The sequence below is a fragment of the Halorubrum sp. Atlit-26R genome, from assembly GCF_003666015.1.
Taxonomy (GTDB): Archaea; Halobacteriota; Halobacteria; order Halobacteriales; family Haloferacaceae; genus Halorubrum.
Map to the genome: position 1 here is coordinate 198,671 of NZ_QPLT01000004.1, position 20,557 is coordinate 219,227.

General features: G+C 69.1%; 18 protein-coding genes. 9 read left to right on the forward strand and 9 right to left on the reverse strand.

Annotation, left to right across the window (positions count from 1 at the left end):
• Nucleotides 1-44: 44 nt before the first annotated feature.
• Together DVK07_RS06755 and DVK07_RS06760 are read left to right on the forward strand one after the other, a co-directional pair.
• Nucleotides 45-365, forward strand: coding sequence for a cupin domain-containing protein (locus DVK07_RS06755; protein WP_121596340.1), 321 nt, complete (start codon nt 45-47; stop codon nt 363-365).
• Between the two features lie 123 nt (nt 366-488).
• On the forward strand, nt 489-1,244 hold the full coding sequence (locus DVK07_RS06760) for a hypothetical protein (RefSeq protein ID WP_121596341.1): 756 nt from the start codon (nt 489-491) through the stop codon (nt 1,242-1,244).
• A gap of 27 nt (nt 1,245-1,271) precedes the next feature.
• On the opposite strand, the gene DVK07_RS06765 is transcribed toward DVK07_RS06760, so the two are convergent.
• The 6 genes from DVK07_RS06765 to aglJ all read right to left on the reverse strand — a co-directional run bounded on the left by DVK07_RS06765 (nt 1,272) and on the right by aglJ (nt 9,154).
• Nucleotides 1,272-2,606 carry an ABC transporter ATP-binding protein gene (locus tag DVK07_RS06765; RefSeq protein WP_121596342.1) on the reverse strand — a complete coding sequence of 445 codons (1,335 nt, stop codon included), beginning with the start codon at nt 2,604-2,606 and terminating at the stop codon, nt 1,272-1,274.
• Nucleotides 2,599-3,663, reverse strand: coding sequence for an ABC transporter ATP-binding protein (locus DVK07_RS06770; RefSeq protein ID WP_121596343.1), 1,065 nt, complete (start codon nt 3,661-3,663; stop codon nt 2,599-2,601). Before DVK07_RS06770 ends, DVK07_RS06765 begins: the two co-directional genes overlap by 8 nt.
• Entirely contained in the window at nt 3,663-4,847 is a 1,185-nt protein-coding gene (locus tag DVK07_RS06775) for an ABC transporter permease (RefSeq protein ID WP_121596344.1), read from the reverse strand. The genes DVK07_RS06770 and DVK07_RS06775 overlap by 1 nt, the downstream gene beginning before the upstream one ends.
• A gap of 14 nt (nt 4,848-4,861) precedes the next feature.
• Nucleotides 4,862-5,836 carry an ABC transporter permease gene (locus DVK07_RS06780; RefSeq protein ID WP_049911505.1) on the reverse strand — a complete coding sequence of 325 codons (975 nt, stop codon included), beginning with the start codon at nt 5,834-5,836 and terminating at the stop codon, nt 4,862-4,864.
• Nucleotides 5,837-5,875: 39 nt separating this feature from the next.
• Nucleotides 5,876-7,816 (reverse strand): ABC transporter substrate-binding protein, encoded by a 1,941-nt coding sequence (locus DVK07_RS06785; protein WP_121596345.1) that lies wholly within the window; start codon nt 7,814-7,816, stop codon nt 5,876-5,878.
• A 279-nt stretch (nt 7,817-8,095) separates the two neighbouring features.
• Complete coding sequence (aglJ, locus tag DVK07_RS06790) at nt 8,096-9,154, reverse strand: S-layer glycoprotein N-glycosyltransferase AglJ (RefSeq protein WP_121596346.1); 1,059 nt, start codon at nt 9,152-9,154, stop codon at nt 8,096-8,098.
• Between the two features lie 105 nt (nt 9,155-9,259).
• On the opposite strand from aglJ, the gene DVK07_RS06795 reads away from it, so the two are divergent.
• Nucleotides 9,260-9,640: a hypothetical protein gene (locus tag DVK07_RS06795; protein WP_121596347.1), complete on the forward strand. Its 381-nt coding sequence runs from the start codon at nt 9,260-9,262 to the stop codon at nt 9,638-9,640.
• A gap of 27 nt (nt 9,641-9,667) precedes the next feature.
• Here the strand turns inward: DVK07_RS06795 and DVK07_RS06800 are convergent, their stop codons facing one another.
• Nucleotides 9,668-10,027 carry a response regulator gene (locus DVK07_RS06800; RefSeq protein WP_121596348.1) on the reverse strand — a complete coding sequence of 120 codons (360 nt, stop codon included), beginning with the start codon at nt 10,025-10,027 and terminating at the stop codon, nt 9,668-9,670.
• Between the two features lie 278 nt (nt 10,028-10,305).
• Between DVK07_RS06800 and DVK07_RS06810 the strand changes: the two genes are divergently transcribed.
• The 6 genes from DVK07_RS06810 to DVK07_RS06835 all read left to right on the forward strand — a co-directional run bounded on the left by DVK07_RS06810 (nt 10,306) and on the right by DVK07_RS06835 (nt 15,005).
• Entirely contained in the window at nt 10,306-11,337 is a 1,032-nt protein-coding gene (locus DVK07_RS06810) for a phosphate uptake regulator PhoU (protein WP_017342631.1), read from the forward strand.
• A gap of 122 nt (nt 11,338-11,459) precedes the next feature.
• Complete coding sequence (locus tag DVK07_RS06815) at nt 11,460-11,642, forward strand: hypothetical protein (protein WP_004598401.1); 183 nt, start codon at nt 11,460-11,462, stop codon at nt 11,640-11,642.
• 81 nt (nt 11,643-11,723) lie between these two features.
• Entirely contained in the window at nt 11,724-11,951 is a 228-nt protein-coding gene (locus tag DVK07_RS06820; protein WP_121596350.1) for a hypothetical protein, read from the forward strand.
• Between the two features lie 121 nt (nt 11,952-12,072).
• A complete protein-coding gene (locus tag DVK07_RS06825) occupies nt 12,073-12,504 on the forward strand; it encodes a CoxG family protein (RefSeq protein ID WP_121596351.1) in 432 nt (143 codons plus the stop codon).
• Nucleotides 12,501-13,307, forward strand: coding sequence for a nitrilase-related carbon-nitrogen hydrolase (locus DVK07_RS06830; RefSeq protein WP_121596352.1), 807 nt, complete (start codon nt 12,501-12,503; stop codon nt 13,305-13,307). The genes DVK07_RS06825 and DVK07_RS06830 overlap by 4 nt, the downstream gene beginning before the upstream one ends.
• Nucleotides 13,308-13,979: 672 nt before the next feature.
• Entirely contained in the window at nt 13,980-15,005 is a 1,026-nt protein-coding gene (locus DVK07_RS06835) for a presenilin family intramembrane aspartyl protease PSH (protein WP_121596353.1), read from the forward strand.
• 1,016 nt (nt 15,006-16,021) lie between these two features.
• Here DVK07_RS06835 and DVK07_RS06840 read toward each other — a convergent pair.
• Nucleotides 16,022-16,531, reverse strand: coding sequence for a PUA domain-containing protein (locus DVK07_RS06840; protein WP_121596354.1), 510 nt, complete (start codon nt 16,529-16,531; stop codon nt 16,022-16,024).
• A gap of 93 nt (nt 16,532-16,624) precedes the next feature.
• The gene (locus DVK07_RS06845) at nt 16,625-20,449 is read right to left on the reverse strand and encodes a MarR family transcriptional regulator (protein ID WP_121596355.1); all 3,825 of its coding nucleotides are present in this window, start codon (nt 20,447-20,449) and stop codon (nt 16,625-16,627) included.
• Nucleotides 20,450-20,557: the final 108 nt, after the last annotated feature.

Sequence of the window (20,557 nt, forward strand, 5' to 3'; positions counted from 1 at the left end):
CCGCTGCCCGTAGCTTTTCTGCCCTCCGGACCGTTCACCGACGCATGGGCTACGACACGACGGCCTACGACGACGTCGAACCGCGTGCGCCCGGGATGTACTTCCTCCGTGACGCGCTCGACTGCGAGCGCCTCGGCGTGACCGTCGTCGAGGCCGACGACGGCTGGGAGGGGATGGAACACGACCACGCCGACGGCGACCACGAGGAGGTGTACGTGCTGCTCCACGGCGAGGCGACGCTCACCGTCGACGGGGACGCCGTCGACCTCGACCCCGGCGACGCGGTCCGCGTCGACCCCGGATCCACGCGCGACCTCGCCTTCTCGGCGGACGGCTCGAAGATGGTCATCGCCGGCGCGCCCTGACGCCGGCTCGAAGATGGTCATCGCCGGCGCGCCCTGACGCCGGTCGCGACTCGACCCGGTTCGGTCGGGGACTCTTCTCGTCGACGCCGCAGCGTTAAGGCTCGCCCGCCCCGAGAACCGCGTATGGAACTCGTCGGGGACCTACTCGCGCGCGACCGCCGCAGCCGCGACACGGCGCTCGTCACGGCGGACGGCCGGGAGCGGAGCCACCACGACCTGATCACGAACGGCTACAAGGCGGCGAACGTGCTCCGATACCTCGGCGTCCGAGAGGGGGCGACCGTCGCCGTCGACCCGACGCCGGGCTTTCACACCACGCTCGCGTTCCTCGGCGCCGCCGCGGTCGGCGCACCGGTCCGGTTCGACCCGGCGGCGGGAATCGACGCGGGCGACCGGGTGGTGCTCGCGCCGGTCGCGACCGCCGCCGGCCTCGATCCGGCGCCGGGCACGAACCTCGCCGCGTTCGGCGGCCCGCCCGAGCGACCCGAGACCACGCACTGGGAGCAGGAGCTGTGGAGCGAGAATCCGGGGACCCCGCCGAGCGACGTCGAGCCCGACGACGCCGCGATCGTCGGGCCGGACCGGGAGTTCAGCCACCGCGACCTGTGTTCGCTCGCCGCGGCCGCGGTCGAGGCGGCCGAGATAGACACGGAGACGCGCGTCGTCCTCCGTCGCCCGTTCTCCGATTCGCCGGCGGTCGCGGCCGGACTCGTCGCCCCGCTCTCCGTCGGCGGAACCGCGGTGCTTGCCGCGCCGACCGGAGACGGTGAGGAGTCGGACGGCGAACCGCGCGGCGACGTGGCGGTGGCTCCGGCGGACGCGGACGTTCCGGAGCCGCGACGGATCGATCCGGCGTCGATCGCGTCGACGGCCGAGTGACCCGTTCCGGCCCGGGTCGCCGCAGGATCAGTCGTCCGCGGGGTTCGGCTCCGCGGCGGCCCGTCCCTCGTGCCGGAGACAGGCGGACTCGTGGTCGGGCGCATGCACCGTCGTCTCGGGCTCGGTCTGGGCGCACGGCGTCGTGATCTCGTCCGAGAGGAACTCTCCCGCCATTTCGGCGTTGTCGTCCAGTAGAAGGTTCATCGCCTCCGAGAGCGTCTCCTCGAGATCGGGGTCGGCGACCGTCTCGCTGATGTCGAACTCCCGGCGGATCTCCGCTCGGACCTCCGAGTCGGTCGGGTCGTTTCCGCCGGCAGCGACGTTCTCACGGACCTGCTCGATGTCGATCTCGCCGGTCATGACCTTCTCACGGAAGTTCAACAGCCCCCGCCAGTCGTCCTGATCGATGTCGACGCCGTCGGGCTGGATCACCTTGTGACACCGCGTGTGGAACCGGCAGCCGCTCGGCGGGTTCGTCGGGCTCGGGACGGTGCCCTTCAGCTCGATGCCGCCGATGCTCGCGCGCGGGTCCGGCGTCGGGATCGAGGACAGCAGCGCCTCGGTGTAGGGGTGTTGCGGGTCGGTGAAGATCTCCTCGACCGGCCCGATCTCGACGATCTCGCCGAGGTACATCACGGCCACGCGGTCGCAGATCTGGCGGATGACGGACATGTCGTGGCTGATGAAAAGCAGCGACAGTCCGAACTCCTCCTGAAGGTCGTCGATCAGCGAGAGGATCTCCGCCTGAATGGAGACGTCGAGCGCGCTCACCGGCTCGTCGGCGATGATGAGGTCCGGGTTCAACACGAGCGCTCGGGCGAGCGCGATCCGCTGTTTCTGCCCGCCGGAGAACTCGTGCGGGTAGCGGTCGAAGTCGCTCGCCGAGAGCCCGACGCGTTCGAGCAGGTCCTCGACGATCGCGCGGCGCCGGTGGCGGTCGCTCATCCCGTGAACCTTGAGGAGTTCACCGACCGCGCTCCCGACCGACATCCGCGGATCGAAGCTCGAGGACGGGTCCTGGAAGATCATCTGGGCGCCACGCCGGAACTGCATCAGCTCGTCGTCGTCGAACTCCGTCACGTCGTTGGGGTGAGTTCCGTCTGGGTTCCGGCTCGCGCTCCCGCGTCCATTCCCGTTGAAGACGACCTCTCCGGACGTCGGCTCCTCTAAGCGGATGACCGAACTCGCCGCGGTCGACTTCCCGCAGCCCGACTCGCCGACGAGTCCCAGCGTCTCGCCCTCCTCGATGTCGAAGCTGATCCCGTCGACGGCGCGCGCGGCGCCGACCTGTCGGTTGAACAGCCCCTTTCGGATCGGGTAGTGCTTCTTCAGGTCGCGGACCGACAGCAGCGGCTCAGTCATCGGCCGGACCCACCTCGCTGTCGCCGTCCGCCGCCCCGGTGTCTCCGGCGATTCCGAACTCCTCTCCGCCGATCACCGAGGGATCGCCGCCCGGGCCGTAGTGGACGCAGGAGACCCACTGCCCGGGTTCGATCTCGACTTCCTCCGGCTGCTCACCGGTCCGACACGCCTCCTCGGCGTACTCACAGCGCGGCGCGAACCGACAGCCGTCCGGGGGGTCGTGCGGGTCCGGAAGCGTCCCCGGGATCCCGCCGCCAGTGCCGCCGAACTCCGGCAGACACTCCAGCAGCTGCTGGGTGTACGGGTGCGTCGGATTGTCGAAGATATCGAGCACGTTGCCGCGTTCCATGACCTTCCCGGCGTACATCACCACGATCCGGTCGGCGATCTGTGCGACGACGCCGAGGTCGTGCGTGACGAACAGGATCCCCATTCCGTACTCGTCCTGTAAGTCGTCGAGCAGTTCCAGGATCTGCGCCTGGACCGTGACGTCGAGCGCGGTCGTCGGCTCGTCGGCGATGAGCAGGTCGGGGTCGCCGACGAGCGCCATCGCGATCATGATGCGCTGCTTCTGTCCGCCGGAGAACTCGTGCGGATAGTCGTCGAACCGCGAGCTCGCGTTCGCGATCCCGACGCGGTCCATGAGGTCGACCGCCTTCGTGCGCGCCTCCTCGTCGGAGACGTCCTGATGGATCTGGAGCGCCTCGGTGATCTGCCACCCGACGGTGTAGCAGTGGTTCATCGCCTCCTGCGGGTTCTGGAAGATGTGCGCGATCTCGTTGCCCCGGATCTGCCGGAGCTCCGACCCGGGAATCGACAGCAGGTCGCGTCCCTTGTACCGGACGGTTCCCTCGATCTTTCCCGGCGGCGTGTTGATGATCTTGGTGATCGACTCCGTCGCGACCGTCTTCCCGGAGCCGGACTCCCCGACGATACAGACGGTCTCCCCGGTGTCGACGCTGAAGTCGACCCCGTCGACCGCGGTGAGCGTTCCGTCTTCGGTACTGAACGTCGTCGTGAGGTTTTCGACCTCGAGTAGTGGCTGACCGTCGGACATTATTCGCTCTCCGCCTCCGCTTCGGGGTTCAGCGCGTCCAACAGCGCGTCACCGAGGAAGTTGAACGCGAGGATGGTCAAGAACAGCACGATACCGGGCGCCAACACGATCCACGGGGCGTACGAGAGGTCACTCCGGCCGGCGGAGATGAGCTGGCCCCACGAGGGGACCGTGGAGTCACCGACGCCGAGGAACGCGAGCTGCGCTTCGAACAGCAGGAAGCCGGGGATAAGCAGCGTGAGTTGGGTGATGATGCTGCTCGCCACGTTCGGAACCACGTGGCCGCGGATCACCTGATACGTGCTCGCGCCGCTGATGCGGCTCGCCTTGATGAACTCCTCTTCGGAGATCGACAGCGACTTGCTGCGAACGTATCTGGCGGTTCCGCCCCACGCGAACAGGGAGAACACGACGATGAACATCCCCAAACCCCCGCCGTAGATGTACAGGATGAGCAGGAACATCAGGAACGTCGGGAACGAGAGGATGATGTCGACGAACCGCATCATGATCTCGTCGACCCAGCCCCCGGAGTACGCGCTCAGGGTGCCGAACGTGATACCGATCGTCGCGACGATGGTCGTCGTGATGAAGGCGATCTGCATGCTGATCGTCATCCCGTAGACGATCATCGTGAACACGTCCCTGCCGGCGTTCGTCGTCCCGAGCGGATACTCCCAAGTGCCGTGGCAGCGACCGTTCATTACCTCCCCGACGCAGGTCGCGGGCGTCGACTCGACGACGGAGGTGAACACCGGCGGTTGGTAGGCGACGAGCAGCTCCTGTTGCGGTGCGCTCATCACGAGCGGCCCGATGATCCCTCCCACGAACACGATCCCGAGCCAGACCATGCTCACGACCGCCGGCCGGTTGCGCCTGAACTCCTTCCAGTAATATCGCGTCATCCGCGGGTTCTGGTACAGCGGCAAGACGAGGTACCAGAACGCCAAAAACAGCGTGAAGATGAAGAAGAAGTCGACTGCCTCGAACGTCCGGTCGAGCCCGATGAACTCGAAGGTCGGCGTTCGGTCGCCGATGAACTGCGTGTCGTACACGGCGAGCAGCGCGAGCGGGAGCGTCGTCAGCAGCATCCCGATCGAGTTGATCGACAGATCGAACCGTCCCGACCGCGAGAGGTCACTCCAGTCGACTTGATCGAATCGTTCCGAGCCTTCAGTTGCCATTGTTTTCTGTTGAGTTACCTGTCATCGTAGCTGATACGCGGGTCGAGCACGGTGAACACGAGGTCCTCGATGAGGTTCCCCACGACGGCGACGAACGTGAAGAACAGCGTCGTGCCCAACACGAGGTTCGTGTCCTGTGAGAGCAGCGCCTCGAACGTGAGCCGGCCGAGTCCGGGAATCCCGAACACGACCTCGACGAGCAGCGACGACCCGAGGAACAGCGCGAGAAGCTGTCCGACGAGCGTCGTCGAGAGGGGGACGAGCGTCGGCCGCATGACGTGGTACGCGTACGCGCGGAGCGGCGACACCCCCTTGGCCTTCGCCGTCTTCATGAAGTCCGCGTTCTGGAACTCGGCGGACTCGTTCCGGGAGACGCGCATGACTGCGCCGATCGATCCGGTCACCAGCACGAACACCGGAATCGCCAGCTGGATCGCGTTCTCGACGCTGAATACCGCGACGTCCGTGTTGTACACGATCGGGATCACCTCCAGCCACACCCCGAAGATCAAAAGCAGGATGATCCCGAAGAAGAAGTTCGGGATGGCGTAACCGAAGAAGGCGAACCCGGTCGCCGCGTGGTCCCGCCAGCTGTACATGTTCGCTGCCGAGTACACTCCGACGAGCGGGCCGAGGATGACCGTGAGGATCGTCCACGGGATCGAGTACTGCGCGGTGTAGTACAGCGCGTTCCCGACCGCCTCGATGACCGGCTGGCTCCGGCTGCTCGACCAGCCCCAGTCGAGGGTGTACACGCCTTGAACGAAGTCGAAGTACCTGACGTAGAGCGGTTCGTCGAGCCCGCGGAGCTCTCTCGCTCGCTCTACGGCCTCCGCCGGGTCGCCCCCTTGGAGAGCCGCCTGCGTGGCGGCCCGCTGTACGTCCGGGTTCGGCGCGGCCGACAGCAGGAGAAACGTGATCGTAGTGATGATGAGCGATACAACTCCTGCCCAGAGAACGCGAGCGGTAACGTACCTTCCAAATCCCATGTTGATATCGTGGAGAACGTGTGGTGAGGGCGGGTCGGCCTATTCCCCGTATCTCCACGCCGGGAGGTTCCAGCCGTTGGAGAAGTTCTCGATGGGACCTTCGAGCCCCTCACGGTACCCGACCGTGCTGTCGGGGAACGTGAGCATGATGTACGGCTGCTCCTCTGCGAGGTTGGCGAACAGTTCGATGAGCGCGTCCGCCAGCTCCTCCTGGGAAGTCGCCTGCCGCGCGTTCTGGAACAGCTGTTCCGCGTCGAAGCCCGGGTAGTAGCCGACGGGGTTGTACAGCGGGTTCGCGCCCTCGAAGAAGACGCTGTTGGCGAGCGGATTCCGCGGGTACGTGTTCAGGCCGAACACGACCTCCATGTCCCACGACTCGTTGGACGTAACGTTGCGCGGGCCGGGGTTGGTCGCGGCGGGCTGGGTCCACTCCACTTCCTCGCCGTTCACCGTGTCGACGAGCTCCTCCGGCACGTTGGTGACCTCTCCCTCCTCGTTCGTCTCCGGAGTGGGGAAGTCGGTCTGGGTCCAGTACTCGTTGTTGAACCGGGTACCGTCGATCGCCTCGACGGACACGTCGATACCGAGGTTCTCACCGAGCTCCTGTGCGATGAAGTCGGCCATCAGCTGCTCGGTGTTCTGCCCGGCGCTGTGGTAGAGACTGAGCTGGACCTGGTTCCCGTCGGGACCGACCATCGTCTCCCCGTCGAACCGGTAGTCGTACTCGGACATCTCGAACGCGTCCTCGGCCAAGCCGCGAGCGACCTCGCTGCCGTAACTGTCTCCGACGCCGAACTGCGGGATGTCCTCCTCCGGCGGGTAGAAGTTGCTGAACCGCGGCTGCCACGTGAAGTGCGTCTCGGCGAAGTCGCGGAACACGCCCTGGATCAGCCCCTGCTTGTCGATTGCGGAGGCCATCGCCTGCCGGAACGGCACGTGCCGGAACATGTTCCCCGGCCCGGTCGTCCACCCGTTGTCCCGCATGTTGACCGAGATCTTCTCGTTGTACGGCTGCGGGATCTGGTTGACGTAGATCTCGTCGTTGTTCTGATACGCTTCGACCTGGTTCGGCGGGATCGCCGCCGTGTCGACCTCTCCCGTTTCGAGCGCACCGAGCCGCGAGGCCTGCTCGCCGATCACGCGGATTTCGGCCTCCTCGAAGTACGGCGCCTCGTCGAACACGTCCGGAAGATCGTCCGCGTCCTGGAGGTAGTAGTCGTCGTTCCGGCTGTACCGAGTCCCGCCGTCCCGCTGCCACTCGTCGAGGACGTACGGACCGAGGTTCCCCGAGAACTGGAGCTCGAGCAGCTCCTCGTCCTGTCGGAGCCCCTCTGTGTCCTCTTCTTCGACGTACGGTTCGAGGAGGCCCTGGGGGATCGGGTACAGCTGCGGGTCGTAGCTCTCGGGCCAGAGGAGCTGCGGCGTGTTCAGCGTGGCCTGGAACTCGTACTCACCGGTCTCTTCGACCGTGACACCGTCCCAACTCGCCGACGCGACCGAACTCGCCCAGCTGCTCTGGTGGACCTCTTGGATGAGGTAGACGAAGTCGCTCGCGGTCACCTCGCCGTACGGGTCGCTGAACTCGATCCCCTCGCGCACCTCGAACGTCCACACCTCGCCGTCCTCGGTGGACATGTCGTAGAGGAGCGGAACGTACTCGTTCTCCTCGTCGAACGTGTAACCCAGGTCGAGGGCGCGGGCGATCGCGTTCCCGGCGCCGTTCTCGTCGTTGTATATCGGGTTGAGCGTCGAGAATGAGGACGCCGCGGCCGTCGCGTATATCTCCTCTTGACTGAGTTCGTCCGAGCCGGACCCGCCGTCCGAGCTGTTGCCGCTACCGTCGGAGCCGTCCGACCCGCCGCCGCCGTTTCCGGAACAGCCGGCGAGCGTTACCGCGCCGGCGAGGCCGAGCGCGGAGAGCCATTGTCGCCGACCGACGTGTCGGGGATCATCACGATCTTCAATGTTTCGCCGTGGCACATCATGTAGTACGAGTGGATGTACAAAAAACTTCAGACTTCGGAACAGTTGTCGGGGACGATCATCTCACATCCGTTTTGATAATCGGCTGATTCGAAGGGAAACCGGACCACCGACGCATATTTCATCGCGTATCGGAGAGTTTGATGCGGGCGGAGGAGCGAGATTTAACTCGAGTGACTGCTCTCGCCTCGCGCACGGGTAGCCGACGCTTACCGGACGGTTTCCGGAGATAACGGTGCGGTGCCAGCCGTTCCCGACCCGTCGCGGGAGCGCCTGTCAGTCGCCGCGACCGTCCCGACCGGCGGCGTCGTCGGGTTCGGAGCGGGGAGTCCGGGTCGGGCGGCCCGCCTCGGCGTTCTCGTCGGCCTCGATCGCCGGACCGTCACCGTCGGCGACCGACGGTCCCTCGGCTGTTTCACCGCCGATCGCCCGCTCGTACCGCGCGATCTGCTCGCGATGGAGGGAGTGTATCATGTCCGCGAGGAACCCGAACACGAGCAGCTGGATCCCGAGGATCGTCGCGCCGACCGCGCCGACGGCGATGACCTGGTGGCTGATGCCGAACGCGAGGTACCGGTAAAGCACGAACGCCCCCATTCCGAGCCCCGCCGCGGTCGCCGCCGCGCCGGCGCTCCCGAAGTAGAACAGCGGGTTGTTCGTCTTCGCCTTCCGGTACAGCTCCAGGAAGATCACGCCGCCGTCCCGGATCGGGTGGAGGTTCGTCGCGGAGCCGCCGGGTCGCTCTCGGTACGTGATCGGGACCACGGCGACCGAGACGCGGTTCTTCACGCACTCGACGGCCATCTCCGTCTCGATCCCGAACCCGTCCGCGGTGAGGTGGAGCCGCAGGAACGACTCGCGGGTGAACGCGCGGTACCCCGAGAGGATGTCGCGGTAGCCCTCGCGGTGGATCGCCCGGAACGCGAGGTTGATCAGGCGGTTCCCGATCCGATTGAGCCGGGTCATCGCGCCCGGGCGCATGTCCGCGAACCGGTTGCCGATGACGTGGTCGGCCTCGCCGTCGAAGAGGGGGTCGAGCATCGCCGCCGCGTCGTCGGCGTCGTACGTCGCGTCGGCGTCCGCCATCAGCACGTACGGCGCCGCGACGTGGTCCCGGACGGCCTCCCTGACCGCCTGTCCCTTCCCGCGGCCCGACTGCTCGACGACGCGCGCGCCGGCCTCGCGGGCGATCGACCGCGTCTCGTCGGTCGAGCCGCCGTCGATCACCAGGACCTCCTCGAAGCCGGCTTCGCGGAAGTCCGTGACGACGCGTGCGACCGTCTCGGCCTCGTTCATCGTCGGCAACAGGACGCAGACGTCGTCGTGGTCGCTCATCAGGCGAGCGATCACGGGGGAGTCGGTAAACTCTGTCCCTCCCGGTCGCCGGCCGACGCTACGGCCACCCACACGCTCATGTATGTGAGCATTGATCGTGGTCGTATGTCTCACCCACCGGACGAACGCGCCGACGAACTACTGAGCGCGGCCCGCACGGCGACGGGCGACGAGCTACGGAGCCTCACGTACTTCACGGAGGAGGACGTCGAACAGCTGTACCTCCGCAGCGACCTGAGCCGGACCGCCGACCTGGTCGGGTTCGCCGAGAACGAGCGGCACGGGTTCCACGCGCAGACGATGTACGCGGACACGCAGCTCGGCGACTACCGGTTCACGGTCCGCGTCTTCGAGAACGGCTACCTCACGCGCGTCATCGCCAACGACCACGGCGTGTGGGTGACCACCGACTCGATGGAGATGGACCGCTTCGAGGAGCTGGCGAGCGCGCTCGCGTCGATCCTGCGGTCGTTCGATCCCGCCTGACCACTGGAAGTTATTTAAAGGGGCTGCTCACCCGAGGTGGCTCTCGAACTCGCCGACCAACTCGTCGGCGTCGACGGGCTTGGTCACGTACCCGTCGGCGCCCGCCTTCACCGCCTCCATCATCTTCTCCTGCTGGTCGACGCTCGTACACATCACGATCACCGCGTCCGGCCAGCGTTCCTTGATCTCGGCGGTCGCCTCGATCCCGGTCATCTCCGGCATCACGACGTCCATCGACACCGCGTCGGGCTCGTACGCCTCGAAGAGATCGACCGCCTCCGCGCCGTTCTCCGCCTCGTCGACGACCTCGAACCGCTCCGCCAGCGCGTCGCGGACGACGGTCCGCTGGAAGGAGGAGTCGTCGACGACGAGTACCCGCTCGGTCATACCGCTACTTCCCGCCTGACCGACATAAGCGCGCGGATCGACGGGCGCGGATCGCTCGCCGCGATTCGGCTCCGCCGCGGTCGGATCTCGACGACGTCCGGCTCCGTCGCGGTCCGATCCCGACGCCCGCCCCCGCCTGCGACGCCGTCCGCCCCCGCAGCCGCGAGGCCGTCCGCCCCCGCCTGCGACGCCTCCTCGGCGGTATCCCTTGTATATTGAACAAAGCGTATAATGAACATGGGAACAAGGTTAAGGTCTATCCCGCGGTACGGTAGCGCATGGAAACGCGGAAGGTCCAGCGGTTGGGGCCGTCGACGCTGGCGATGACCCTCCCGGCCGAGTGGGCACAGGAACACGGCGTGAACAAGGGCGACGAGGTGTCGCTGCGGATGGGCGGCAAGGGAACGCTCACGGTGCTCCCCGAGTCGGTGAGCACCGAGGAGTCGGAGGCGGTTATCAACGCCGACGGGCTCGACGCGCGCTCGCTCGAACGCGCGATCGTCGCGCAGTACGTGCTGGGGCGGCGCGTGATCCACGTCCGCAGCGAGGGGACGCTCGACAGCGAGCACATCAACGCGGTGTACAAGGCGGAGACCCAGCTGATGGGGCTCGGCGTCATCGAGGAGACCCCGGAGGACATCTCGATCCGCTGTTCGGTCGACCCCGAGGATTTCACCCTCGACAACCTGCTCGAACGCTTGGAGAACACCGGCTCGACGATGCGGGGCGAGGGCGTGAAGGCGCTCGCGCACGGCAACCCCGACCTCGCGCAGCGCGCGCTCAACCGCGAGCGGCAGGCGAACAAGATCTTCGTCCTCCTCCTCCGGCTCATCTTCACCGCCTACCAGAACCCGAACCTCGCGCGCGCGGTGGGCCTCGAAGAGGGCTTCCCGCTTATCGGCTACCGCTCCGTCGCGAAGAACCTCGAACTCACCGCCGACAACGCCGAGGACATCGCCGAGATCGTGATGGAGGCCGACGGGCACACCCTCGACGTCGACAGCGCGACGATGCGGCAGATCCGCGAGTTCACCGATCAGGTGGACGAGCTGACCGCGCTCGCGGTCCGGGCCGTCGTCGAGCGCGACTACGACCTCACCGTCGAGTGCCGGGACCTGTTCTCGCGGCTGGAGGACCGCGAACAGGAGATCCTCGCCGAGCTGCCGGACGACCTCGACAACGAGACGCTGCTGATGACGCGCGAGGTGCTCGTCAGCCTCCAGCACACCGCGGAGTACGCCATGCGGAACGCCGAGATCGCGGCGAACCTCGCGCTCAACGAGGCGTCGGACCACGTCGAGATAATCTGATCGCGACGCGTCGCCCGCGCCCCGGTCGTCGCGGGCGTCCGCCCCGGCTGTCGCGGGGGTCCCTCCCCGGCCCGTGTCGCGCGGTTCGCATGAACTAAGTGGTCCCCCGCGAAGCGGTTCGTATGAGCGAGGGTTCCATCGAATCGGACAAGGAGGTCGGCGTCGCGCTCGCGCTCGGCGCCATCGCGGTCGTCGGCGCCGTGGTGATGCTAGCGTACCCGGGACAGCTCGGGAAGGCGTGGGGGTTCGCGGGCGCGTTCGTCTTCGCGACGCTCGCCGTCGGCGCGGTCCAGCTGTTCGACTGAGCGACCGATCCGCGCCGCGAGACGGCCGACCGGTCGAAGAGACGAGAAACCGTTAAGAACGTCAGACGCGTAAGTCCGGTAATGAGCGAGTACACCGAGGAGGAACAGCGGATCCTCGCGTACCTCACGGACAGCATCACCCGTGGCGAGCGGTACGTTCGCTCGAAGACGATCGCCGACGCGATCGGCCTCACCGCGAAGCAGGTGGGGTCTCGGCTCCCCCGGCTCGCCGAGAAGTCGGACGACGTCGACATCGAGAAGTGGGGCCGCGCCAAGTCGACCACCTGGCGCGTGACGCCGGACGGCTGAGAAATAGGGTCGCGGTCGCCTCCCGACGCGCTCGCCGCGTTCCGCGGATTCGTCGCCGCGTTCCCCGAACCCGACTCCGTCGACGCGCATTTTTAACCCCCGTCGCCCCAAACGGGATCGTATGACCGTTCGAGTCTCCCGGACGTTCGAGTTCGACGCGCCGCCGGCCGACGTGTGGGCGTTCATCTCGGACGCGGAGCAGCGCGCGGGCGCCATCAGCGTTGTCGACTCCTTCGATATCCACGACGACGGGAGCGCGACCTGGCACGTCGCGCTCCCGATACCGATGATCCGCTCGACGATTGACGTCGAGACGGAGGAGGTCGAGCGCGACCCCCCGAACCGAGTGAAGTTCGTCGGGAAGTCGCGGGCGTTCCGCGTCACGGGCGAACACGAGATCACGGAGACCGACGACGGCGGCTGCCGGCTCGCCAACGAGTTCGTCGTCGACGGGAAGCTCCCCGGCGTCGAGTCCTTCTTCAAGCGGAACTTCGACGCCGAACTGGACAACTTGGAGGCGGCGCTCCGCGCCTCGCTGGCCTCGCCCGCATGAGGCTCGCCGGCGTCCAGCTGGCGGTCGAGGGCGGCGACGTCGAGGGGAACGTCGACCGGGCGCTCGACCGCGTCCGGGCGGCCGCGGCCGACGGCGCGGACCTCGTCGTCCTCCCCGAGCTGTTCGACGTGGGCTACTTCGCGTTCGACGCGTACGGCCGCGCCGCGGAGAGCATCGCCGGCGACCGGCTCGCCCGGTTCGCGGCCGCGGCCGACGACCACGACGTGGCGGTGCTGGCGGGGACCGTCGTCGAGGATCTGTCGGCGTCGGCGGCCGACGGGCTCGACGTGCCGGCGGAGTCCGGGCTCGCCAACGCCGCGGTGCTGTTCGACGCCGACGGCGAGCGCCGCCTCGTCTACCGGAAGCGACACCTCTTCGGGTACGGCTCCGAGGAGACGGACCGGATGGTGCCCGGCGAGCGGACGCCCGTCGTCGAGCTCGGCGGCGTCACGGTCGGCGTGACGACCTGCTACGACCTCCGCTTCCCGGAGCAGTTCCGCGCGATGGTCGACGCGGGCGTCGAGTGCGTGCTGGTGCCGAGCGCGTGGCCCTACCCGCGGATCGAACACTGGCGGACGCTCGGTCGCGCGCGGGCGATCGAGAACCTGACGTACGTCGCCGCGGTCAACGGGAGCGGCCGGTTCGGCGACGACGCGCTCTGCGGCCGGAGCGCGGTGTACGACCCGTGGGGCACCGCGCTCGCGTCGGTCGGCGACGAGCCGGGCGTCGTCACCGCGACGGTGGACCCTGATCGGGTCGCAGCGGTCCGCGAGGAGTTCCCCGCGCTCCGCGACCGCCGGTGAGCGCGTCCGCGAGTGCCGCCGAGCGACGCCGGGTCTCACGCGGCCGGGTCTCGGGTGGCCGGGTCGCACGACGCCCGGATCCCACAGATCCGGATCTCACACATTTATACGCGTGAGGAACGTACCATCTCTTGCCGAAGACCGACGCTTTTCTCGTTGGAATTCGGCGTTAATCGATCCGCGCGCCCGTCCCGACCACTGGGCGGCGTGGCCGACGACAGCCCGGGGGTCCGCTGTCCGGCCGCCGCCCGTCCGCCTCTCGCCGCCGCTTCGCCTTTCGCTCGCCTCCCCTTCCCACCCCTTTCCCTCGTTCCTTCGACGTCCAGCGTCGCCCCCGTCCCGTCAGGTTCCGTCCCTCCGCAGCGTGAGTATCTCTTCTGATAACTCGGTCGGTAGGTTCTTACGTCGCTCGGAGGAGGAGTAAACGCCGCGGACGAATCCGACCGGCCCCATCCCGTTCCGGGCGGGCCGGTCGGCCACTCGCTTCCACCGTCCGTCGTCCGTCGGCTTGGGTTCGGGTCCACCCGCTCCCACACCGAGCCCGAACCCCTTTCTGTACGTGTCTCGCTTCACCGGACAGCGGCGGCCATCGGAGCGCGGGGCCGGGGCGCAACCCGGAGCGCGGGGCCGAAGCGCAAGGACGAAACCCGCGGCCGACGAACCGACGGTCGAATGTTTCCCCGCGAGTACCGCGGCGTCGCCTTCGTCGTCGGGCTGTTCCTCGTCGTTCAGATCGGCGCGCTGGCGCTGGTCCCCGAGTTCGCCGAGAGCGGCTATCAGGCGGTCGAGAACCCGGACAACCCCGCGAACAGCGTGCTGTACGTCGTCGCGATCGTCGCGATGACCGGCGTGATGCTCGCGGCGTTCCGGTACGACTTCGACTGGGCGATCCGCCTGCTGATCGTCGGCACCTCGGCGTGGCTCTCGTGGTACGTGTTCTCCGCGCTCGTCTCGCCGCTCGCGGCCGCCGTCCCCGCGATCGCGGTCGCGGTCGGCCTGCTCCTCTACCCCGAATGGTACGTGATCGACACCGCCGGGGTGTTGATGGGCGCGGGCGCCGCCGGGCTGTTCGGCATCTCCTTCGGCCTGCTGCCCGCGCTGATCCTGCTCGCCGTCCTCGCCGTCTACGACGCGATCTCCGTCTACGGCACCGAACACATGCTGTCGCTCGCGGAGGGCGTGATGGACCTGAACATCCCCGTCGTGCTGGTGATCCCGCTGTCGCTGTCGTACTCGCTGCTCGACGGCGAGTCGGCCAGCGAGGAGGCATCAGGGGTGGGCGAGGAGGCGGAGACGGACGGGGAGGCGGAGACGGACGGGGAGCCCGACAGCGGTTCCGACGCCGACATCGACGACGGGGAGAGTGTCGCCCCCGAACCCGCCGAGCCCGGCGACCGCGACGCCTTCTTCATCGGCCTCGGCGACGCCGTCATCCCGACGGTGCTGATCGCGAGCGCGGCGACGTTCTCGCCGGCGGCCGACCTCGCGGTCCCGCTGCTCGGCGTCAACCTCCCCGCGCTGCTCGCGATGGTCGGAACGCTCGCGGGGCTGCTCGTGCTCATGCGCTGGGTGATTCAGGGCCGGCCGCACGCGGGCCTGCCGCTTTTAAACGGCGGCGCGATCGGCGGCTACCTGATCGGCTCGCTCGCCGCCGGCGTCCCGCTGATCGAGGCGCTGGGGCTCGCAGGGATCTTATAAGTCGGTTCGGACGTCCGAGTTCTTCTTTATAAACTGCTGATCGGCGGTGAACACCGTCGAAGTCCCAGCCGCGAGGCTGTACGACAATATTATTTATAAACGGCGCTGTTGAAATCCTATCCTTCGGACATATTATCGACTGAAACAGCCGGTCGATGAGAGCTGCTTATTGACCATAGGATATTCATGATATGGTCAGTTTAGTAAACACTATGGCCCTCTCTCTGTCAGCAACTATCGCCTACAGCTTTGTCGCGTCTGCCATCTTCGGCCTTTCTCTTAGCCTTTTCACCGATCGGATATCTGTGAAGATGGCATTGCTCATAGCAGTTTGTACTGCGGCTGGTACAGTAGTTGGGAGAATACTGTGAGAAGCGTGTACTGAACGGCCTGTGCTTCACCTATACAGACCGCAATGAGGCCAAAATATGTCACTTGCTGAGGATTTTGACAGGATCTTATAAACTACTGATCGCCACGAACTCCCCCGAAGCCCCAGCCGCTCGGCTGTACGACGATATCGTTTATAAACCACCGATCGCCACGAACACCACCGAAGTCCCAGCCGCGAGGCTGTACGACGATGTTGGTTGTAAACCACCAATCGTCACGAACTCCCCCGAAGCCCCAGCCGCTCGGCTGTACGACGATATCGTTTATAAACCACCGATCGCCACGAACACCACCGAAGCCCCAGCCGCTCAGCTGTACGACGATGTTGGTTGTAAACCACCAGTCGTCACGAACTCCCCCGAAGCCCCAGCCGCGAGGCGGGCAGACGCTCGCTGCGCTCCTCGTCGCTCGTTTCACTCGCTCCTGCGGTGCTTGCGTCGCCTCTGCCCGCCTCGCGGCTGCCCCTTCGAGTCCCGCCCGACCGCACAGCACCGCAGCCTCACGCCTCCCCAGCCTCGTCAGTCGCCTCCGCTTCGCTCCGGCGACTGACTCCCTCGCGCGGTGCTGTCTCGCGGCCGCCGGTGGCGGCCGCTCGCAGGCACGCGCCACCGCAGAGAAATTCGCTATTCGCTGTCCGCGGGGTTCCCATCGCGCGTCTTCACGGCGACGCCGGAGCCGAGCGCCTCGGCCTCCGCGCCGGAGAGCTCGGCGCGGCCGACCCCGAAAATCGCTCCGCCCTCGTCGACGACGAGGACCTCGTCGCCCGGGCGGATCCCGTCGTCGGCCGCGGTGACGAACTTCGCGAACGCGTTGCGCCCCTCGCGCACGAACGGCTCGCTCTCCTCGCCGACGACCATCCTGTGTCGCGGCTCGGCGAACGCCTCGGCGATCCGCTTCCCGCCCGCCAGCCCGAGCGTGAACCGGCCGTCGGTGCCGTACGAGACGAGCCGGTCCCCCTCGCTGCTACCGGGGGTGTCGTCGACGTCGCCGTCGATCACTTGCCGCGGGCGGCCGCCGCTCGACCGGCGCACGGTGAGCGGGGCGTCCGGCGGGAATAGGGCCTCGCCCGCGCCGGCCCCGAACTGGTAGTCGGCGGCGGTCCGCAGGTCCGCGAGCGTGTCGGCGTCGGTCATGGCCGCGGTTCTCCGCGCGCGCCCAAAGCGATTGCGACACCGTCCGGCGGCGATGCCTCCTCGCGGCGCTCCCGGGCGCTCGCGACTCGTCGCTCAGCCGAGCGCGGGGTACGCCGCGGCGACGCCGTCGCCGTCGACGCGCCAGCGGTCCGCGATCTCGCGGTACGCCGCCGAATCCGCGGCCGACTCCGCCGGGACCGCTTCCGGCGGGGTTCCCAGAAGGGCCTCGGTCAGGGCCTCGCTGTCGATCGGCTCCGCCCCGGCGGCACTCCCCGAGAGCAGGTCGGCGAGCCGGTCGGCCGCCGAAGCGGTCGCCCACGCGTCCTCGATCCGGCGGCCCAGATCGAGGGCCGCGGTCAGCCGCTCGGCCGCCGCGAGGGCGTCGCCGCGCTCGGCCGCAGCGGCGCCCAGCGACGCGAGCGCCTGCGCCTCGACCTGTGTGAACCCGCCCGCCCTCGCGGCGTCGACCGCGTCCGTCAGCGCCGCCGCCGCAGCCTCGGCGTCGCCGCGGGCGAGCGCCAGTCGTCCCCGGATCCGATCCAGTTCGGCGAGGCGCTTCCGCCCGGCGTGATCGTCGAGCAGCGACGCGGTCCGCTCGATCCGACGCCCCGCCTCGGGCAGATCGCCGCGGTCGACCGCCACCTCACCGAGGATCGCGGTCACCATCGCGCACCGCGTGTCGGCGCCGAGGCGGTCGAGACCGTCAAGCGCGTCCGTGAGGAACCGCTCCGCCCGGTCGAGGTCGCCGGCGAGGTGAGCCGCGCTGCCGAGGTGGCTCAGCGCGAACGCCTCGTACATGTCCGAGCCGATCCGCTCGGCGATGGTCCGCGCCTCCGCCGCGCGAGCGATCGCCTCGCCGACCGCGCCGCGCTGCTCCGCGACCGCCGAGAGGTTCAAAAGCGAGATGGCCTCGCGGTGTTCGTCGCCGACCGTGCGGTAGCCGTCGAGCGCGCGCCGCGCCGTCCGCTCGGCCGCGTCGAGGTCGCCCCGGCGCCGCAACGCGACCGCCTGGTTCGCGCGCACGTTCGCCGCTCCGTGGGTGTCGTCGTACGCGCGGAACAAGTCGCCGGCGACCCGGTAGTGGTCGAGGACGGCGTCCGTCCCGTCGAGCCCGTCGAGCGCGTTCCCGACGTCCATCAGCGCCTTCGCCTTCGCGATCGGGTCGCCCGCCCTCGCGGCGATGGCGTACGCCCGCGAGGCCGCCTCGTAGGCGATCTCGTAGTCGCCGTCGAAGTGCGCCGCCTGCGCCCGTCCCCGGACCGCCGCCACGAGGCCGCCGCGATCGCCCGCGGCCGCGAACAGCTCCTCGGCCCGCTCGTACCGCTCACGCGCCGCGTCGTACTCGCCGCGCCGCCGTGCCACGTCGCCGTATCCGCGCTGTCGCTCGGCGTCGCCGGCCTCGTCGACCGGCCGCCACGCGTCCAGCGCCGCCGTCGCGCCGTCGAGGTCGCCGGCCTCGACGTACATCCGCGCCACCCACTCCGGCGGCCGGTCGCGCAGGTCGTCCGGGCACGCGTCCGGGAGGTCGATCCATGCGTAGCGCACGCGCCCGTACAGCGGCGCGAGGCGGGGGTAGCGGCGCCCGACGCCGTACACCGCACGGACCGTCTCGGCCGCCCACGCGCCCGGATCGCGCTCGATCCGATCGACCGTGGGCGCGTCCCCGCCGACGGCGCGGCGGATCCGAGAGCAGCTCGCGGGGTCGTCCGCGAGCGCGAGCACGCGCGAGACGGCTCTCCCCACGCGCCTGGCGACGACCGGCGCCGGTTCCCGCTCCACGAGCCGCTCTAAGAACAGCACCGACCACTCGTCGTGGACCGCGCGGTACTCCCCGTCGCCCGAGCGAACGAGTGCCGTCCCGACGAGGCGGTCGAGCGCGCGGCGAACGCCGTCGACGGTCGGCGACGGGTCGCGGTCCGCCCCCTCGCCGTCGGTCCCCGCTGCCCCGGTCTCCGATCCCGCGCTCCCGTCCGGGCCGTCGACGAGCGCGTACGCGAGCGTGCGGACGTCGCTCACGCCGGCGACGTTGAGGAGGTTCACCAGCACCGCGACGTCCGCGGTCGGCGGCGGGCGGTTCCGGACCTCCCGGACCGCCTCCGCGACCGCCGCCTCCAGTCCGGACTCGGGGCCTGCGTCGTCGCGGCCGGCCGGCGCGTCGCTCGCGTCGGCCCCCGTTCCCGACGCGCCGCCGGCGCTCTCGCCCGCTTCCCCGTTGCCGGTCGCGCCGTCGCCGGTCGCGCGGACGAGGCGGTGGACGAGCGCGAGCAGTTCGCCGACGCGCTCGTCGTCGGCGCGCCGTACGTCGTCGAGCAGCGCCGCCGGATCGGCCGCCGGCGCCGCCCCGGTACAGTCGGCGACGTGGTCGACGAACCGCTCCACCTCGCGCCCGTCGAGCCGCGGCATCCGCGCGGTCGTCACCTCCCGGCGGTAGCGGAGGTCGGCGGGCGACAGCGGGAGCCCGTCGGGGTCGTCGTACGGCTCCTCGCGGGCGTCGAACAGGAAGGACACGTCGTCGCGGTCGGCCAGCTCGCGGGCGACGCCGAACGCCGCCGCGGCCCCCGGGTCGACGACGTTCTCGACGACGACGAGGTGGTGGCCGTCGCCCCCGGTGACGCGCTCGCGGAGCCGCTCCGTCGCCGAAAACGGGTCGCCGCCGTCGCCCGGTCGGTACGTCACCGGGCCGCGTCCCGACCGGTGCCACTCGACCGCGACGCTCCGGCAGACGGTGCTCTTCCCGCTGCCCGGCGGGCCGACCAGCGCGTGGTCCGTCCCCTCGGCGAGGCCGTCGACGAGGAGCCCGGCGATCGAACGCCGGTCCCCGCCGCACACCGTCGTCCTGTCGAGGACGTACCCCGCGTCGACCTCCGGGAACGACGCCGTGGCCCGGAGCGGTCCGTACGGGTCCGGGTCGCCGGAGAGCCGCTCCTCGTCGACAGCGTGGAACCCCTGCGCCGAGAGCGCGCTCCGACCGCCGCCGCCCGAACCGATCCGCCCGAAGAGCCCGCCCGCGGCGCTCGATCCCCTCCCGTCCGCCCCGCCGTCACGCCCCGCTCGGTCGGAGGCGTCTCCGTCGCCGTCGCCGGTCCGGCCGCCGGAACCTTTGCCCTCGGCCCGGTCGCCCCCCGTGCGCTTCGTCTCGGAACGGTCCATCGCCGCGAGCGCCTCGTCCGCGTCACGGCCGCGCTCGATCAGGTCGCGGACCTCGGTCTCCGCCCACGCGAGCGCCTCCGGTTCGGTCGACGCCGCCGCGCCGCGGAGCGTCCCGTCGTCGTCGAAGGTGAGGAGCAGCGCGGTCCCGTCGGCCGCGACGACCCCCGCGTCGACGGCGTCGACCGCGGCGACCCGGCAGCCGTCCCGGCGCGCGACGGCGCCGAGGTCGTCCGCGAAGCGGTCGGCCGCGTGCCGGTACGCCCGGTCCGCCAGCGCCAGGTCGACGGTCCCGCCCCCCGCGGCCGCGCGCCGGAGCCGCTCCGCGAGTCGGGGGTAGGGGAACGCGGGCAGCGCGGCGGCGACCGCGTCCGCGTCGGCGAGCGCCTCGTCGAGGACCTCTAAGGGTCGGTAGGGGTCCGGGGCCGCGGCGCGGTACGTCTCGGCCCCGCGGAGGATCGCGGGGTCGACGTCGACGTCCGCGCCGAGCGGGTCGAGCACGTCGCTCGCGGCCGCGAGGTCGTCGGCGACCGTCAGGAACTCGCGGTACTCGCTCGCGAGCAGCCGTCCGGAGAGCGTCGTCCGGTAGCCGTCCGTCTCGCCGGCGACGAGCCCCGCGGCCTCCAGCTCGTCTATCGCGCGGTTCACCGTCGACCGGGAGTGGCCGAGCGCGTCCACGAGCTCGTGCTTGCGCAGCGGTCCCGCGGTGAGCCGTTCGAGGAAGTCGAGGCGACGCTCGACGACGCCCACGAGTTCCGACGGCTCCGTCATACGTCCCCCCGCACCGCCCCCACCGACATAACTGTTTCTTCGGTGACGGCTTCGGCGCGCGGTGACACAGTGTTTCACGGGGTGAGAATAAGGGCGATACCGACGCAG